Annotated in this window: 17 protein-coding genes and 1 pseudogene; 14 read left to right on the top strand and 4 right to left on the bottom strand. The window is 58.5% G+C overall.

Annotated features, from left to right (window positions below; all coding sequences use genetic code 11):
* Positions 1 to 3: 3 nt before the first annotated feature.
* Both K3178_RS12685 and K3178_RS12680 read left to right on the top strand, forming a co-directional pair.
* Positions 4 to 522, top strand: coding sequence for a YybH family protein (locus K3178_RS12685; protein WP_221571791.1), 519 nt, complete (start codon positions 4 to 6; stop codon positions 520 to 522).
* A 30-nt stretch (positions 523 to 552) separates the two neighbouring features.
* On the top strand, positions 553 to 1266 hold the full coding sequence (locus K3178_RS12680) for a PepSY domain-containing protein (RefSeq protein WP_247271579.1): 714 nt from the start codon (positions 553 to 555) through the stop codon (positions 1264 to 1266).
* 30 nt (positions 1267 to 1296) lie between these two features.
* Here K3178_RS12680 and K3178_RS12675 read toward each other — a convergent pair whose 3' ends face one another.
* The gene (locus K3178_RS12675) at positions 1297 to 1737 is read right to left on the bottom strand and encodes a hypothetical protein (protein WP_034953550.1); all 441 of its coding nucleotides are present in this window, start codon (positions 1735 to 1737) and stop codon (positions 1297 to 1299) included.
* A 157-nt stretch (positions 1738 to 1894) separates the two neighbouring features.
* A complete protein-coding gene (locus tag K3178_RS12670; protein WP_034953551.1) occupies positions 1895 to 2335 on the bottom strand; it encodes a MerR family transcriptional regulator in 441 nt (146 codons plus the stop codon).
* Positions 2336 to 2418: 83 nt separating this feature from the next.
* On the opposite strand from K3178_RS12670, the gene K3178_RS12665 reads away from it, so the two are divergent.
* Both K3178_RS12665 and K3178_RS12660 read left to right on the top strand, forming a co-directional pair.
* Positions 2419 to 3057 carry a cation efflux transmembrane domain-containing protein gene (locus K3178_RS12665; RefSeq protein WP_034953552.1) on the top strand — a complete coding sequence of 213 codons (639 nt, stop codon included), beginning with the start codon at positions 2419 to 2421 and terminating at the stop codon, positions 3055 to 3057.
* Positions 3054 to 3428, top strand: a complete 375-nt coding sequence (locus tag K3178_RS12660) for a DUF3703 domain-containing protein (protein WP_234715557.1) — start codon at positions 3054 to 3056, stop codon at positions 3426 to 3428. The genes K3178_RS12665 and K3178_RS12660 overlap by 4 nt, the downstream gene beginning before the upstream one ends.
* Here K3178_RS12660 and K3178_RS12655 read toward each other — a convergent pair.
* Positions 3402 to 3710 carry a hypothetical protein gene (locus tag K3178_RS12655; RefSeq protein ID WP_034953554.1) on the bottom strand — a complete coding sequence of 103 codons (309 nt, stop codon included), beginning with the start codon at positions 3708 to 3710 and terminating at the stop codon, positions 3402 to 3404. The genes K3178_RS12660 and K3178_RS12655 overlap by 27 nt on opposite strands.
* A 205-nt stretch (positions 3711 to 3915) precedes the next feature.
* Between K3178_RS12655 and K3178_RS12650 the strand changes: the two genes are divergently transcribed.
* From K3178_RS12650 to K3178_RS12620, 7 genes and pseudogenes are all read left to right on the top strand, one after another.
* Positions 3916 to 5154, top strand: a complete 1239-nt coding sequence (locus K3178_RS12650) for a TolC family protein (protein WP_034953555.1) — start codon at positions 3916 to 3918, stop codon at positions 5152 to 5154.
* An 11-nt stretch (positions 5155 to 5165) separates the two neighbouring features.
* Positions 5166 to 6311, top strand: coding sequence for an efflux RND transporter periplasmic adaptor subunit (locus K3178_RS12645; RefSeq protein ID WP_034953556.1), 1146 nt, complete (start codon positions 5166 to 5168; stop codon positions 6309 to 6311).
* A gap of 43 nt (positions 6312 to 6354) precedes the next feature.
* Positions 6355 to 9597 carry an efflux RND transporter permease subunit gene (locus K3178_RS12640; protein WP_051699723.1) on the top strand — a complete coding sequence of 1081 codons (3243 nt, stop codon included), beginning with the start codon at positions 6355 to 6357 and terminating at the stop codon, positions 9595 to 9597.
* A 35-nt stretch (positions 9598 to 9632) separates the two neighbouring features.
* Entirely contained in the window at positions 9633 to 10055 is a 423-nt protein-coding gene (locus K3178_RS14220; protein ID WP_247271578.1) for a hypothetical protein, read from the top strand.
* 73 nt (positions 10056 to 10128) lie between these two features.
* Complete coding sequence (locus tag K3178_RS12630) at positions 10129 to 10770, top strand: cation diffusion facilitator family transporter (protein WP_051699725.1); 642 nt, start codon at positions 10129 to 10131, stop codon at positions 10768 to 10770.
* Between the two features lie 938 nt (positions 10771 to 11708).
* Positions 11709 to 12191 (top strand): helix-turn-helix domain-containing protein, encoded by a 483-nt coding sequence (locus K3178_RS12625; RefSeq protein WP_221571790.1) that lies wholly within the window; start codon positions 11709 to 11711, stop codon positions 12189 to 12191.
* Positions 12192 to 12207: 16 nt separating this feature from the next.
* Positions 12208 to 12417: pseudogene (locus K3178_RS12620) on the top strand (helix-turn-helix transcriptional regulator); the annotation flags it as partial.
* 484 nt (positions 12418 to 12901) lie between these two features.
* On the opposite strand, the gene K3178_RS12615 reads toward K3178_RS12620, so the two are convergent.
* Positions 12902 to 13375: a MarR family winged helix-turn-helix transcriptional regulator gene (locus tag K3178_RS12615; protein WP_221571789.1), complete on the bottom strand. Its 474-nt coding sequence runs from the start codon at positions 13373 to 13375 to the stop codon at positions 12902 to 12904.
* 131 nt (positions 13376 to 13506) lie between these two features.
* Here K3178_RS12615 and K3178_RS12610 point away from each other — a divergent pair, with 131 nt between their 5' ends.
* The 3 genes from K3178_RS12610 to K3178_RS12600 are packed head-to-tail and all read left to right on the top strand — an operon-like array spanning position 13507 to position 15853.
* Positions 13507 to 14337, top strand: a complete 831-nt coding sequence (locus K3178_RS12610; protein WP_247713780.1) for an alpha/beta fold hydrolase — start codon at positions 13507 to 13509, stop codon at positions 14335 to 14337.
* On the top strand, positions 14334 to 14747 hold the full coding sequence (locus K3178_RS12605; RefSeq protein WP_221571787.1) for a PaaI family thioesterase: 414 nt from the start codon (positions 14334 to 14336) through the stop codon (positions 14745 to 14747). Before K3178_RS12610 ends, K3178_RS12605 begins: the two co-directional genes overlap by 4 nt.
* Positions 14741 to 15853: an efflux RND transporter periplasmic adaptor subunit gene (locus tag K3178_RS12600; RefSeq protein ID WP_221571786.1), complete on the top strand. Its 1113-nt coding sequence runs from the start codon at positions 14741 to 14743 to the stop codon at positions 15851 to 15853. Before K3178_RS12605 ends, K3178_RS12600 begins: the two co-directional genes overlap by 7 nt.
* Position 15854 lies beyond the last annotated feature (1 nt).

Genomic DNA, 15854 nt, shown 5'->3' with positions numbered 1-15854 from the left:
AAAATGAACAAGGCTGTCACACGGATCGTATCGACCGCGCTCGCACTTGCGCTGATGCCAACGGCTGCATCGGCGCAGCAGATGGATCATTCATCCCATGCAGGCCACCCGATGCAAGCCATGGACGCTTCTGTCGACGATGTTGCGGGAGCGGAAGATGTGCTGAAGGCCTATCGCACTGCCCTGGAAGCACGCGATGCCGACGCGATGTCCGCGCTCTTCGCGGAATCGTCCGCAATTTTCGAAAACGGCAAGGCAGAGGGTAGCTTCGCAAACTATATGGTGCATCATCTCGGCCCCGAGCTTCATGCGATCAAGAGCTTCACCTTTTCCGATCCGACGCTGACCGTGACGCGTATGGGGCATATGGCTTATGGCTATGAAACTTACGGGTATCGGATCGAGCTGGAGGATGGGCGCGTATTCGATCGTGATGGTGTTGCGACATCGGTACTCTCGCACGATGCTTCGGGCTGGAAAATTGTGCAGTACCATTCGTCATCGCGAGCACCGCGGAACTGAAAGTAAAAGCTGGGAGGGTAGCGAAGCTTGGTGACGCGTTCGGTAAAGCTGCGCCTGCATGTGCTGGGCAGCAAGATTCACAAGTGGCTGGCGATTTTGGTCGGTCTTCAGGTTCTATTGTGGATGGGAACCGGTGCCTTGATGTCGTTTCTCGATATCAAGGAGGTTCGCTCCGAGCACGTCGTTTCGCGTGAACCACAAGCGCTGTCTGCCGACGCCCCGCTCCCTGCCTGGGTCGCAAACAAGGGCAACCTTGCTGCTGTGACGATGCGTTCGCTCGATGGCGAAGCGGTAACAGAGATCCAACTGATCGACGGAAGCGTTAGCCTGCACGATCCGGCGACCGGGCGAAAACTCTCGCCAATCTCGGCTGAGACAGCGAAATCGGTTGCCCTGCGCGCCTGGACTGGACCTCGAACGACGATCGAGTCCGCGCGACTTGTTGACGAGCCAGTGGGGACAGAATTTCGCGGACCTTTTCCGGCTTGGCAGGTCACATACGGGGACGAGGCTTCCACACGCATCTATGTCGATGCTTCGAGTGGTACAGTCGGGGCGGCACGCAGCGATACCTGGCGCCTGTTCGATTTCATCTGGGGCTTGCACATCATGGATTGGACCCAGCGTGACCGCATCAACAGCTGGTGGCTGCTCCTGTTTGGTATAGGCGGCACGGTCATGGCCCTGTCGGGCTTTGTTCTCCTTGCAAACCGAATGCCAAGGCTGCGGGTTAGAAAGAGGTAGCCGACAAACCTGCGGCGCTCGAATGGTGGCTCAGACGGTCCTGGCTGTGGTAAAACGCACCAGAACCAGGGTCACTCCGGGAACAATCACCCACATGGCTATCGGTACGAGCGCCAAGCCTAAAACAGGGTCGATCGGCATCAATCGGCTATATCGCCACGCGAAGACACTATCGGGCGGTAACGATGTGGCGATCAGTTCTACCAACACCGCAACGGCGAGACCGAAGCCGAAATAGGTAAAATATGCAGATTTGCGCGAGCTGGCCCACCAATCAGCTCCGCCAATGAAAACGGCTAGGCGATGAGCTGCCAACAGGATGACCCCATCGCCCAGGCTGGCAATCCCACAACGGATCGTCTGTTGGTAGGAAGTCAAACTACCTGATTCAAAGAACGGCATCTGGTAGCTTTCCCAGACAAACGAAATCAGGGAGCCGAGAATCAGGAAAAGCCAAGTCGTTCGTCCCATCGCCCATTAGCGTGTCCCGAGGGCCGTTAACCGTCAACTACAAGTTGATCGGATTGGCTACTTCGGTGCTGCCCGAGCCTGTCTTTCTTTAGATAATAGACGAACAATGGTTTGGGAGATCGCGTTTTATGCCGAACGTGTCGGATCTGCCGAGCGCTCAGAGCCCCTCGACCTTCTCGTGCCGCTCGGTGTCACATTGGCTGTGATCGCCGAGAGCTTCGATAACCTTGCAATCCGCTGCGGCCCCACCGCCGCAAGCTTTGGCGATACGCTCCAGCTCTTTTTCGAGAGATGTGAGTTGCGCGATGCGCTGTCGGACAAGCGCAAGCTGCGTTTCAGCGATCTCGTTCGCCGTAGAACAATCCATCGCTGGGGTGGTTTGAAGCTGTAGCATCTCGCGAATGGCATCCAGAGAAAAGCCCAAATGGCGAGAATGCTTAATGAAGCTGATGCGCTTTACATCATCTTCGCGGTACATTCTCTGCCCGCCGGCGCTGCGCTCGGGTTTCGTCATTAGTCCCACGCGCTCGTAGTAGCGTACCGTCGTGATCTTCACGCCGGATCGCTTCGAAAGCTCCCCAATTGATATAGATTTCATAGACTTACCATTTCTCGCTTGAAGCTACAGTCACTGTAGCTTGTATCAAGCTGCCTGTCATTACGACTCGGGAAGAAAGAACAATGTCAGGCTGCTGCGAAGAGAAAGTGTTCGATGGGCTGTCACCGGCCTACAAGCGGGCCTTGATCATAGTGATCGCGATCAATGCGACCATGTTCGTTATCGAGATGTGGGCCGGTATGGCCTCCGGCTCGCAAGCTCTGAAAGCCGATGCCCTCGACTTCGCTGGGGACGCCGCGACTTATGGCCTTAGCCTGGCTGTGATCGGCGCATCCATTCGAACCAGAGCTATGGCCTCCTTGATCAAAAGCGGCTCGCTCGCGCTTATCGCCATCACAGTTCTTGGAATGACAGCGTTGCGGTTTGCAGAAGGCGTGCCGCCCGAAGCGCAGACCATGAGCTTGGTCGCACTGCTCGCGCTCGGCGCGAATGTTGCAAGCGTCATCATCCTGCTCAAATGGCGCGACGGCGACAGCAATGTCCGCTCGGTCTGGCTGTGTTCGCGTAATGACGCGATTGGCAATGTCGCCGTGATCGTCGCGGGCCTTCTTGTCGCCGCGACCGCGAGTGCTTTGCCGGATTTGCTCGTGGCAATCATGCTGGCAGGCTTGTTCCTCCGGTCGTCCATCGCCATCGCGCGGCAGGCGATGTCTGAGCTTAGGTCTGAGCGCCTTCATCTAGAAAGAGGGGAAAGCCGATGACCATCATGGCAAAGGAACAGATCCTCTCGTTGATCGAAATCGAAAGAGCCGCTTTCGAAAAGGCAAAACAGGTAGGCAATTGTGACGCGGCGTGGAGGGCACTTGAGCGCGAGCACATCCTCGGTCAGGCATTTTTCTGGCAGCATATCCGATCGCATATTGCGATGCTCAGGTTTGCTCTCACACAAGGGGAGATCGGCGAAGCTCTCGGACAGTTCGTGCGACTGGTTCTGGCGCCGCTCGGCAATATTACGGGCAGGCTGCCTTGGGGTAACACGGGACGGTCCAACGTTAATGCCTTCACGCCGATGCCGTACCCGGATGACCTTGCAGAAATATTCTCGCTACCTGACCAGGTCCATAGGCGATAACGACATGAGCAAACTCCCAAACAACCTTGCCAGAATAGTTTCTTGCACCATGCGCGCCGAAACCCTAGTAGCGGCGCCGTAATGCGACGTCTTATCTTGCCTTTTCTTGCGTTTGTCGCGCTCCTTTTCAGCAATCTGCTGATGGTGCCCGATGTGCATGCCGAACAGGGAGAGACGTTTGCGCACGCCGCCGACCATGTCTACGCGCATGGCGCAGAGCACTTCGATGCCGACGTCCCTGATGATGATCAGACCCGGCAGGACCACGCGGGTGGCCACCATCACAATTGCAGTTTCAATTTGAGCGAAGTTGGCAACCTCGTATCAAACGCTTTCTGGCATCGAGAAACGTTGAAGCGACCGCTGCGTGTAGCATCCCTGGCGTCGCGCATGCCGTCCGTACCCAAACAGCCCCCGAAGGCCTGACCGAGACCTTTTTTGTGGCGAGCGCAATCTCGCTCGCCAGGTTTCAGTCAGGAGATACGAAATGCGGTGCATTGCACTGGCCGCGGCACTTATGGCCGCGTCCATCGGCTCGCAAACATGGGCACAAAACACGATTACGCTCGACGAAGCGCTTGAACGCGCTGGCGTTGGTACAGGCGCGGAAGACGCAGCCTCTGTCAATCCGAGGGTCTACGGGCCTTTAGCGGAGGAAGAAGCAGCGCGCGCAGCCATCACGCAGGCGCGGCTGCGACCCAATCCGGAGCTGAGCTTCGAGGCGGAGAATGTCGCGGGAACCGGAGCGTTTTCCGGTCTCCAGTCCAGCGAGTATACGCTGGGCTTCGCACAGCAGATCGAGCTTGGCGGGAAGCGCCGCGCGCGCATCGGAAGCGCGGAAGCATCGGCGAGGATTGCTGGGGTTCGCCGGGATATGTCGACCGCTGAACTCGCGCTGGCCGTGAGAGAGCGCTACATTGCGGCAGTCGCCGCTGGACAACGCGTCGAACTCGCGCGTGAAATCGTCGAGCGCAATCGCGAACTTGCGCGTATCGCAACCGTGCTGGTCGAGGTCGGGCGAGAGCCTCCTTTACGGGCCATGCGAGCCCAGGCATCGCTTGCCGAAGCGGAAGCGCAATTGCAGGCTGCCGAAGCTGACGAGATTGCTTCGAGCCAGGCCCTCACTGCGCTGTGGGTGCCCACAGAAGAACCCTGGCGTGTCGCGTCTTCTTTCCCTGACATTAGCCCACCCGTCGCTCCGAATGATGCATCTGATCCGCTGCCGTTGCGGTTGGCAGGTGCTCGCACCGAACTCGCGCAGGCTGAGATCGCTCGCGAACGATCGCTTCGTGTGCCGGACCCGAGTGTCATGGCAGGAGTGCGGCGCTTCGAAGGCAGCAACGACCAGGCCTTTATTGTCGGCGTTACGATCCCGCTTCCTTTCGGCAACCGCAATCAAGGCAATATCGCTGCCGCCGAAGCGCAGGCGCGTGCTGCGCAGGCACAGGAAGCGATTGTCGAAGCCGATTATCGACTGGAATTCGAGCGCACCCTGACGCTTTATCGTTCTGCCGAGACAAGGGTTGAAACCTTGTCACGCGCGAGCCTTCCGCAAGCCGAGGAAGCGCTTCGACTGGTCGAGATTGGATACCGCAATGGGCGGTTTCCACTGATCGAAGTTCTGGCCGCCGCCGAGGCGCGGGATGCCATCCGTGAAAACTTGATACAGGCAGAAGAGACGCGAGGCGTACTTGCCGCCCGCCTCATCTGGCTCACTGCAGAGTGAGGTCCATTCCCATGAAACGTAACATTCTCATAGCCGTCGCGGTCGTTCTTCTCGCGACTGCCGCCATTTGGGCCTTCTGGCCTAATGATTCCGAGGACCATTCCGAAGACGAGCACAGCGAGGTTGCCGATGCCCCAGAAGGGATCGTGCCGATCAGCGACCAGCAGATCGAAGCCTCGTCGATCGATATCGAGACGGTCGAGGCAGGCTCCGCCACCGAGTTGGTGTTCCCGGCGACCGTTGCCGCCGCTCCGAACGCGAGCGCGCGGATCGACGCGCGTGCATCCGGAGTTGTTCGCAGCGTCAACAAGACGCTTGGCGACTATGTCCGTAAGGGCGAGACGATCGCGAGTATCGAGAGTGCCGATGCCGCCGCTCTTGCATCGCAAGTCGCGGCAGCACGAGCGCGCGTGGGTGAATTGTCAGCGCTCTATGACCGTGAGCGCCGGCTGTTCGAAGCGAATGTGACGGCGCGGCAGGATCTCGAAGCTGCGCAGGCCAACCTCCAGGTCGCGCGAGCAGAATTGTCGCGGGCGCAGGCGGCTGCCGCCGCCGCAGGCGTTGGTGGCAACGGACGCTCGCTTGCCGTGACCAGTCCGATTTCCGGCCAGGTCACAAGCGCCCAAATCGTGCTCGGAGCCTATGTCTCTGCTGGCGATGAGCTGTTTCAGGTCGTCAATGCCAGTGGGTTGCAGGTGCAAGTGGCGCTACCCGCCAATGATGCGGCAAGGATCAGTCCTGGCGATGAGGCCACGCTCGAATTGGGGCAGGGCCGCGAGATCGGAGGGCGCGTGCGTTCGGTAACACCCGCACTCGATCCGGAGAGCCGCAGCGCTACCGCTATCATTGCGCTGCGGGGAGGGGTGCCGGAACTGCGTCCGGGCGCGTTCTTGCAAGCCCGGATCCGACCGTCGGATGAGGCCGATGTTGCCGCGATTTCCGTTCCGGAAGAGGCTGTGCAGATGGTCGAAGGCCGCCAGGTCGTCTTCGTTCGCATGGCAAGCGGATTCCAGGCAATGCCGGTGACGACCGGGGCAAGGTCAGCGGGGCGTATCCAGATAAGGTCGGGCCTGCGAGAGGGTCAGAGGATCGCCACTCGGAACGCATTCCTCTTGAAGGCCGAACTCGGAAAGGAGGAAGCCGAGCATGGCCATTGATAGTCCTTCTCCGCTCGCGCCCGACCAGCAGCACCGATCAGGAATGATCGGTTCTATCCTCGATCTGTCGGTTCGCTACCGTTGGGCAGTTGTGGTTATCGCTCTCGGCGTCGCGATCTGGGGTGCATTCAACCTCGCGCGTCTGCCGATCGATGCGGTGCCCGACATCACCAATGTGCAAGTGCAGATCAACACCGAGGCTCCGGCACTCTCTCCCTCGCAAATCGAAACGCAGGTTACCTTCCCGGTCGAAACCGGCATGGCGGGTATCGAAGGGCTGGAGATGACCCGCTCGATCTCTCGCAACGGGTTCAGCCAGGTAACCGCGATTTTCGAGGAGGGCACCGACCTCTATTTCGCGCGGACGCAGGTGGAAGAAAGGCTTGCTACACTTGCCGCCTCGCTGCCTGAGGGTGCCGAACCTTCGATGGGGCCAATCTCCACCGGGCTCGGTGAAGTCCTGATGTACACCGTCGAGTTCGATGGGGCCTACGGCAACGATACGCCGAGCGGCGGACCGATGGGATGGCAACCCGATGGAAGCTTCGTCACCGATGACGGTGAGGTGCTGGATACCGAGGTGGCGAGAGCGGCATACCTGCGTACTGTTCAGGACTGGATTGTAGCTCCGCTCATGCGATCGGCCGATGGAGTTGCGGGCGTCGATACGATTGGTGGCTACGTAAAACAGTATCTTGTGCAGCCCGATCCAGATCGCCTCGCGGGCTACGACGTTTCAATCGAGCAGGTCATCACGGCGCTTGAAGCCGCGAACCAAGCCGAAGGTGCGAACTTCGTCGAGCGCGCAGGGGAGGCCTTGCTCGCCCGGGTCGATGCACGGCTGGGTACCGTTGAAGATATCAAACAGGCCGTTGTCGCGACACGCGAGGGCATTCCCATTCGCGTGGCCGATATTGCCACGGTTGAAGTGGGCGGTGATCTGCGAACAGGCGCAGGTTCGCTCAACGGTGAAGAGGCAGTCATCGGCACAGTGTTGATGCGCGCGGGCGAAAATAGCCGCACGGTCGCCGCCGGTGCCGCCGAGCGACTGGAAGAAGTGCGCGGGTCGCTGCCCTTAGGAGTGACGGTGGAAATCGTCTACAATCGCTCCACTCTGGTGGACGCGACGATCAGGACTGTGCGCAACAACCTGACCGAGGGTGCGCTGCTGGTCATCGTGATCCTGTTTCTGCTGCTCGGCAATATTCGTGCCGCGATCATAGCCGCACTGGTGATCCCGCTTTCTATGCTGATGGCAGCCATTGGCATGAACCGGCTGGGCGTATCGGGCAATCTGATGAGCCTTGGCGCGCTCGATTTCGGGCTGATCGTCGATGGCGCCGTCATCATCGTTGAGAACAGTATCGCCCGTCTTGCCGCCAGGCAGGAGCATGAGGGCCGTCTGCTAACCCTGTCGGAGCGGCTCGTCGAGACACGCCTTGCCGCACAGGAAATGATCAAACCGACGGTCTATGGGCAAGCGATCATCCTGCTTGTCTTCGCCCCCTTGCTCACCTTCAGCGGGGTCGAAGGCAAGACCTTTTCGCCCATGGCCATCACCGTGATGCTCGCGCTGGCATCGGCCTTCATCCTCTCGCTCACCTTTGTGCCGGCAATGATTGCACTTTTGCTGAATAAAAAGGTGAGCGAGACGGAAATGAAGCCGATCCGCTTGGCCAAAGAGCGCTATGGGCCCCTGCTACGCAAGGCGCTCGCTCGCCCGTGGCCGGTAATCGGGACGGGTGTAGGAGTATTTGCACTCGCGGCGCTGGTCTTCACCTTTCTGGGGAGTGAGTTCACGCCGCAGCTCGATGAGAGGGATTTGGCGGTTCAATCGCTGCGTATACCTTCAACCCCGCTCGAGCGTTCACTCGATATGCAAAAGCAGGTCGAAGGCCGTCTCAAGCAGTTTCCGCAGGTCGAACTGGTCTTCTCCCGGACCGGGACGGCCGAAGTCGCGACCGATCCGATGCCGCCGAATATCTCGGACGCCTATGTCATCCTCAAGCCGAGAAACGAGTGGCCAGACCCCTCGCTTTCCAAGGATGATCTCGTTAGCGAGATGGAAGAAGCGCTCGGCGACCTCGTCGGCAATCTCTACGAATTCAGCCAACCGATCGAACTGCGCTTCAACGAACTGATCGCCGGTGTGCGCGGTGATGTCGCCGTGAAACTTTATGGTGACGATCTCACCGCCATGACGTCTTCGGCCAACGAAGTTGCGGCGATCCTTAATGGTATAGAGGGCGCAGCCGACGTGAAGGTTCAGCAGGTCTCGGGTTTCCCAACGCTCGACATCGCGTTCGACCGAGCGACAATCGGCCGATACGGACTGACGGTAGAAGATGTGGCGCAGTCGGTGGCTGTGGCGCTTGGTGGCCGTGAAGCCGGACTGGTGTTCGAGGGTGACCGCCGGTTCGATATCGTGGTTCGGTTGTCCGATGCCGATCGCAACGATTTCGATCAGCTCGGAACCTTGCCGATCGCACTCCCGAATGGAGACAGCGTTCCATTGCGCGCGGTTGCAGACTTCGAGGTGGTTGACGGTCTCGCGGAAGTTCGGCGAGAGCAGGGCCGCAGATTGGTAATCGTTTCCGCCAATGTGCGCGAACGCGACCTCGGTTCCTTCGTCAACGAGGCCCAGGCGGAAGTGGCGGCAAACGTCGATCTGCCGTCGGCCTCGTTCATCGAATGGGGCGGGCAATACCAGAACCTGCAGCAGGCACAGCAACGCCTCTTCATCGTGGTTCCGCTCGCTTTCGCGGTGATCCTTTTGCTCCTCTATGCGGCAGTGGGGAGTTGGACGTCAGCCTTGGCGGTGTTCAGCGCGATCCCGCTGGCTTTGGCCGGCGGTGTGTTTTTCCTCGCGCTTCGCGGCATGCCGTTCTCGATTTCCTCAGCCGTGGGCTTCATCGCTTTGTCCGGCGTGGCCACGCTCAATGGCCTCGTGATGATCACTGCCATCAAACAACGTTTGGAGCGGGGGCTGGAGCTGAGCGATGCGATCGTCGATGGTGCCCTGGCGCGTCTTCGCCCGGTCCTGATGACAGCGCTCGTCGCGTCGCTTGGTTTCGTCCCCATGGCACTGGCCACCGGGACTGGAGCCGAAGTGCAGCGACCGCTCGCTACCGTGGTGATCGGCGGCTTGATTACCGCAACCGCGCTGACGCTGTTCGTTCTACCCGCCATTGTCAGCCTGATCTTTAGGAAGACATTGCAGCAAGCAGCCGCTCCGGATGATGGCGAGACCATCGAAGCGCCGTCTCGTCCGCTGCAAGAAACGTGACGCAAGGCGAGAAGTTGGATTGAAGGTGAAAAAAGATGAGAAAATTCAAGATAGCAGTAGCGCTCGCCGGCCCTGGCATGATGGTCGGTCCGGCCCTGGCACAAAACGATGTCACACCAGCGCCTCTCGCCGGAGTCTGGAGCCTAGGGGAAACGGCGTCGTGCGAATCCGGTCCGGCATGGGTATTCTTTGCAGATGGCTATTACGCAGAAGTGCAGCTTCCGGACGGAGCGCCTGCTGCCCTGCGTATCTGGCGGGATGAGGGCGATGCAATCGCCTATACCCACGCGCATATGCCATTCGCAGGGCACGAACGGCCGATGAGGGTTCGTCATCTCACCATCGAAGAGCGCAGTTCCGAGCGGTTGGTCACGCGCAATTATCGCGGTGTGGCGCGTATTTTCCATCGCTGCCCGGCCACGTCGCTCAAAGCGCCCAAAGGGCAGAGCGGGCATTGATTGAAAATTGCTCACCGCTACCGGCTTGCACGTGTGAGACTGAGGTTGGGGAGTACGATTTAGGAGGTTCGGAATGAGCGGCGAAGGCGAGCTGCATCTTGAAACCGCAGACAAGCGAAGAACGCTATGGGTCGTTCTCTGGCTCAATGTCGCGCTGGCCGTAGGCTTCTTTATTTTCGGCTATTTCGCCGACTCGAACGCCCTCATCGCCAATGGACTGGACAACTCCTCTGACGCCCTCGTCTACGTCCTGAGCCTCCTCGCGCTTACACGAACACGCACATGGAAAAGAAACGCCGCGCGCTTGTCAGGCATTCTTCTTCTCGTGCTCGCAGGAGGCGTGATCGCCGATGCTATCCGACGTTTTGTGGAGGGATCGGAACCGGGCGGCATCATGATGATGGCCATGGCCGCGGTTGCTGCGGTGGTGAACCTAGTTTGCCTTCGCCTGCTTCAGAAGCTGCAGCAAAAGGACGTCAACTTACGCGCTGCAACAACCTTCAGCTTTAACGACTTCGTCGCCAACGGTGGCATTATTCTGGCAGGGATCATTGTCATGCTGACAGGCTCGAACTGGCCCGATCTTGTTGTCGGTGTCGCCGTTGCGGGGATCGCTCTTTACGGCGGCATCGATATCCTGCGAGACGCGCATATGGATAAGCACGATGAAGAGGGGACGGAACATCACAGGGGTGATGCGTTCCGCGAGCCATGAGGCGCTAGCGAAGTCGGTGACCCGACAATCGAGATAAATTCCACTGCACGAAGTGCGCTTCGCGACTATCGCGGCCAGTACTTCAGTGTTCAGTGTGGTTCAGCGAGGTCACTCAAAGCACCATGGGACCAAGACAGGCATGCTCGGCGCTGGCTGAAATTGTTTAGCTCGCGGTCTGGCTTACGCGCGTGGGAAACATCGGTTCTTCTGCCGAGTTTTGACATGGTGGACGGTCCATCAAGGGGCAGGAGCCCTGCCGTAATGAAGGTGAGATGCCGGCCAATTTATACTAGGGAATCGGTTCGTCGCGGAGGATGAACTGGTTACCGCAACCACCGGTGGTTGGGGGTATCGCTGGGGGTATTTTCGGGACGGAGAAATAAAGGGTCTTTGTTTATCAGGGGCTTATGCACTCCTTCTCGTTCCCTCCTCCGCTACCAGGCGCACTGTATTACTACAGTGAGGCGGGCCCGAAATTCGGGTCATGTTTAGGTGAGCATTTTCCGTTTGTCCTGGGCCAATGATGGTGGTCCTCCAGCTCTCAGTAGTGACGGGGCAAGTTCCATTTTTCCTGAGTCATCGAGGTACTCCGTATCGAACAATGGCAGCGATGCGTTCGTTGTAGGTTCTTTCCTCGATTGAAAGGCTAGGTGTAGGAAAAGGAAAAGCGGAACGAGCTGGCAATCGACCAAACAACAAGCGACATTTTGCTGCCAATCACCGCAAGTTGCGCCTCCGGTATCCTGCCTCGCGCTTCGCTGACCGCGGTCCGCGCAAGAGCGGACGGAAATTGCGCGCCCACGACCGGATTATGCGCGAATCAAGGATCGGCAGAGATTCTCATCATCCTATTTGTTCTATGTCTGTTCTTCTACTTTCCTACAGTCTTCCTGCTCGGCTAGCGCGAGTCTTTGTTGAGTAACCCTTAGGAAAGTCCATTGGTCAGACCCGACACATCCCGAGGCGAAGAGTCGCACGAAGGCCTTTCCAGCCTGCTGGCGGCGAATGTCTCGAACAGCGGCAAGACTGGCATCGAGATTTCCCGGCAAACGTCGATTCACAAGGATGCATTGCGCCGGATCCTGACCGGCGAACGGGCTGCGACACTTGCCGAAGCATCACGCATTCTGAATGCTTGCGGAGTTGATCCAAAGCTCGCTCTTGCGCTTTTCATACTGACCGATGCGGACGAGGCGAGCCAGTGGATCGATACCGAGGTCGGCGACTTCCTCGGCGCATTCTTCACCGCGCTACCTGTCGCAATGACCTGTGAGCTTGGGTCCAGGCTGCAAGAAGTTCGTCCGCGCTGGGCAAAGGGAACGGCGAGACGGCTCGCACGTCTGTTATCCGATCATATCGACGATCTTGAACGACGCGACGCGCTCTATATCGAGGACGCAAGCGGGATCGCCGATGGTTGAAGCACGAGGGCCAACGATGGACCTGCCGGAGAACCCGTCGGCAGGCATACCCGAGCCTCCCGAGCGGCTTCTGCGGCTTCCCGAGGTCATGGAACGCGTTGGGCTCAGGCGAACCGCAATCTATCAAAGGATGAGGGAAGGCCGGTTCCCTGCATCGAGGTCGCTTGGACCTCGTTGCACAGTTTGGGTGGAGTCAGAAATAGATAATTGGGTTCAATCGGTAATTTCCGGGTCATTACCTGCCCACCAGAAGTGGACCATTCTGGAAGTTAGGATTTGGGCTCTGGACGGCTTGAAACGAGCTGATGAATGGCACGCAAGAGAGACATGCCAGAACAGATTATCAGGATCCTGCGCGAGGCTTAGGTTCGGCTCTCGCAATGACAGAAGGTGGGACGGGATGAAGGTTAGCCTGGCCCGGCAATTGAAGGACCTAGAGAAGGAGAACCAGAGACTGCGGAAGGCGGTCTCTGATTACACGCTCGATGCACTGATCCTAAAGGAGGTTGTCGAGGGAACAAGCATCATCCGAGCAATCCAGAGATTGCTCGACCACTCCAAGACTGAGGGCACCGTACGGTAATGGAGCGTCGACATAGAGGACGATCTCTCACTCGTTGTGAGGACCGTAATCTTGCTGGCATGGGGCGCTAGCTATACAAGAACTGGCGTCCGCTACTGGGTGGAAAGCAGACTTCGCTTTGATCTTATCATTCGACTGCCAAATTGGCCTGCATAGCGTTAATCACCTCTTGCAGGGTGCGAATGTCACGGGCCGGAATGCCCTTGAGTAACTGGTCATAGACCGCATCAGCCTCCTTCCGTAATTGAGGCAGAAGATCGATCGCAGGTGGGAGCAAATGAATTTTCCAAACGCGTCGATCATCTTTGGCGCTGCGCCTTTCGACGAGGCCAAGGTCTTCGAGCTTATCGATCGCTTGACCCACGCCCGCGCGTTCAAGTTCCAGCTTTCTGGCGAGTCCGGTCTGCGTGAGACCAGGGGTCCGATAAAGATGGGCAAGCGCTCGCCACTGTGTGCGGGTGAGACCGAACTGCTCTACCGAAGCGTCAAACGTTTTTCGCAGACGTCTCGTCACCTCTTCCATCAAGAATACGACACGGTCCGTATCGTTCAGGAAGCTCGCTGCTGCTGCGTCGGCATCTTGTTCGATCTGAATTGACATACCTTCCCGTACCATACCTCAGGTTCAATAAAAGCTATTTACTGTAAAGCGCATTACAATATAGGGCCTCTCATATGACTGGCGAACCGTTATCGATAGAAGGGGCCGGAGGGCTAAGGCTTGCTGCAGAGATGCTCGGCGATGAAAAAACCATGCCAGTCCTCCTCGCTCACGGCGGGGGCCAGACCCGGCGAGCATGGAAACGTGTCACTCACGACCTGGCCGAAGCTGGCTTTCGCGTCATCGCGATTGACATGCGCGGCCATGGTGAAAGCGCATGGTCTGCCGACGGTGCCTACGAACTAGCAGATTTCGCCTCAGACCTCGTTGCGATTGCAGCCTGTTTGGATAGCAAGCCAGCAGTGGTCGGTGCCTCGCTGGGCGGGCTTGCTGGGATGATCGCTGAAGGCGAGCTTGCTCCCGGAAGTTTCGCTTCCTTGACCTTGGTCGATATTGCCCCTCGCATGGAGCAGAGCGGCGTCATGCGCGTGGTCGGCTTCATGGACCAGCACGTCGAGACTGGCTTTGCGTCACCCCAGCAAGCGGCCGATGTAATTGCACGCTATCTACCACACCGGCGCAAGCGGAGCGCAGGAGGAAATCTGAGTCATTACCTGCGCAAATCGGACGATGGACGCTTCTACTGGCATTGGGACCCACGCTTCATCCGCAATATCATGGGATCGAACCGGCTCGATCCTGAGCGGCACGAACAGCAGTTCGAGAAGCTGAGCCAGGCCGCTGCCAAGCTAAGGCTTCCGCTGCACCTCATTCGCGGGGGGTCGAGCGATCTCGTTTCTGAAGAGGCGGTTGACCATCTGCGTGGACTGGTGCCGCATGCCGAATACACCGATATTGCGGACGCGACACATATGGTCGTCGGAGATTCGAACGATGTATTTTCCGCAACAATCCTAAAGTTCCTCAAGCGCCACCACCAGAGCACGGAGGCTGGATCGTGAACGACGCGACATCAATGATCGATCGAGATCGACTGGAGCACATGCTGGCGATCGCACCGTTTCATCAGTGGCTCGGCCTCACAGTCAAATCCTTTGGACCCGGGCAGCTCGAGCTTGAAATGCCGTGGCGTGATGAGATCGTCTCCAATCCGGTGATCGGTTCCGCTCATGGCGGCGTGCTCGCTTCTTTGATCGATCTTAGTGGCCTTTATGTGCTGCTTGCTATGGGGCACAAGGCCAAGGCGACCGTAGATCTGAGGGTGGACTATCACCGCCCTGCGACGCAGGGTCCCCTTCTCGCCAGCGCAACGGTGGTCAAGATCGGGCGGCAGATCTCGGTTGCGGACACCCAAATTACGCGACCCGACGACAAGTTGGTCGCCAGCGGCAGGGGTGCCTATGCATGCTGAGAAGGTTCTCTCTTTTCTTTCTAGTCGTTCTACCGATCGCCCTGCAGGCGTGCTCAACCGAAAAACCTGACGCTGACGCAGCCCAGGCGAACCAAGAAGGTCCGCGAACGGTCCAAACGATCAGCGTCAGCTCTGAGCCGGTCGCCGAGCCGGTGAAAGCTTTCGGCACGATCGCTGCGAAACAAAGCAGTGCCATCGGAGCCCTGGTAGAAGGCCCGGTGGAACGGATATTCGTGAAAGTCGGAGACCGTGTCTCACGAGGAGACCCGCTTTTCCGCGTGCGGCAAGCCGACTATCGGCGTCGCGTAGTTGAGGCCCAGGCGGCCGTCGACCTTGCCAATGCGCAGACCATCGAGGCGGATCGACGCTACGAACGCGTTATGGCTCTGGCGCCCAAAGGTTTCGTTTCGAAGGCGCAGGTCGATGCCGTCGAGACCGAGCTGGCGGTTGCGCGGGCTCAAAGGTCGCAAGCGCAAGCTGCGCTAGGCACCGCCAAGCAGGCATTGGAGGATACGATTACGCGCGCGCCTTACGATGGCGTCATTACCGCCCGTTTGGTGGACGAAGGGGTCTACCTCAATAACCGATTCTCGATGGGTGGGCAGTCTGCTGCGCTTGAGCTTCAGGAACTCGGCATCGTTGCGGCGATCGTGAACGCGCCACAGGAGCACGTCGACGCATTTCGTCGCAACATGCCTGCACGCGTCTTTATCGAGGGCTTTGATGAGCCCTTCGATAGCACCGTCTATATAATCAACGATCGTGTCGATCCGCAGACACGAATGGTCGAGTTGCGTCTGCCTATTGCCAATCCGAACTACAGAATTAGCTCCGGCCTGGGAGTGCGAGCCGAAATTTCGGTGCCACCCGCTCCTGCCATTGTTTTGCCAAGAAGGGCGGTTGTGGGAGATAGCGCCACTGCCAACGTGTTCGTGATTGAAAACGGTAAAGTCCGGCGTCGCGAAGTCGCGTTCAGGAGCATCGATCTTGACCGCGTTCTCATCCGTTCTGGACTGAGTGATGGCGAGCAGGTTGTTCTGGATCCGCCCGCCACTCTGCGTGATGGCGAAACAGTGAACGTGCAATTACAGACACGGCGCGACTAGC

It is taken from the genome of Qipengyuania sphaerica (genome assembly GCF_019711595.1).
GTDB lineage: Bacteria > Pseudomonadota > Alphaproteobacteria > Sphingomonadales > Sphingomonadaceae > Qipengyuania > Qipengyuania sphaerica.
Note: the sequence above shows the minus strand (reverse complement) of the source record. Positions and strands in the feature narration are given on the sequence as shown.

Excerpts from the sequence above, each read along its gene's own strand:
- K3178_RS12660 (WP_234715557.1), top strand. The coding sequence starts at position 3,054 with ATGACCATCATGGCAAAGGAACAGATCCTCTCGTTGATCGAAATCGAA.
- K3178_RS12670 (WP_034953551.1), bottom strand. The coding sequence starts at position 2,335 with ATGAAATCTATATCAATTGGGGAGCTTTCGAAGCGATCCGGCGTGAAG.
- K3178_RS12645 (WP_034953556.1), top strand. The coding sequence starts at position 5,166 with ATGAAACGTAACATTCTCATAGCCGTCGCGGTCGTTCTTCTCGCGACT.
- K3178_RS12600 (WP_221571786.1), top strand. The coding sequence starts at position 14,741 with ATGCTGAGAAGGTTCTCTCTTTTCTTTCTAGTCGTTCTACCGATCGCC.
- K3178_RS12610 (WP_247713780.1), top strand. The coding sequence starts at position 13,507 with ATGCTCGGCGATGAAAAAACCATGCCAGTCCTCCTCGCTCACGGCGGG.
- K3178_RS12655 (WP_034953554.1), bottom strand. The coding sequence starts at position 3,710 with ATGGTGGCCACCCGCGTGGTCCTGCCGGGTCTGATCATCATCAGGGAC.
- K3178_RS12685 (WP_221571791.1), top strand. The coding sequence starts at position 4 with ATGAACAAGGCTGTCACACGGATCGTATCGACCGCGCTCGCACTTGCG.
- K3178_RS12675 (WP_034953550.1), bottom strand. The coding sequence starts at position 1,737 with ATGGGACGAACGACTTGGCTTTTCCTGATTCTCGGCTCCCTGATTTCG.
- K3178_RS12650 (WP_034953555.1), top strand. The coding sequence starts at position 3,916 with ATGCGGTGCATTGCACTGGCCGCGGCACTTATGGCCGCGTCCATCGGC.
- K3178_RS12665 (WP_034953552.1), top strand. The coding sequence starts at position 2,419 with ATGTCAGGCTGCTGCGAAGAGAAAGTGTTCGATGGGCTGTCACCGGCC.
- K3178_RS14220 (WP_247271578.1), top strand. The coding sequence starts at position 9,633 with ATGAGAAAATTCAAGATAGCAGTAGCGCTCGCCGGCCCTGGCATGATG.
- K3178_RS12640 (WP_051699723.1), top strand. The coding sequence starts at position 6,355 with ATGATCGGTTCTATCCTCGATCTGTCGGTTCGCTACCGTTGGGCAGTT.
- K3178_RS12615 (WP_221571789.1), bottom strand. The coding sequence starts at position 13,375 with ATGTCAATTCAGATCGAACAAGATGCCGACGCAGCAGCAGCGAGCTTC.
- K3178_RS12630 (WP_051699725.1), top strand. The coding sequence starts at position 10,129 with ATGAGCGGCGAAGGCGAGCTGCATCTTGAAACCGCAGACAAGCGAAGA.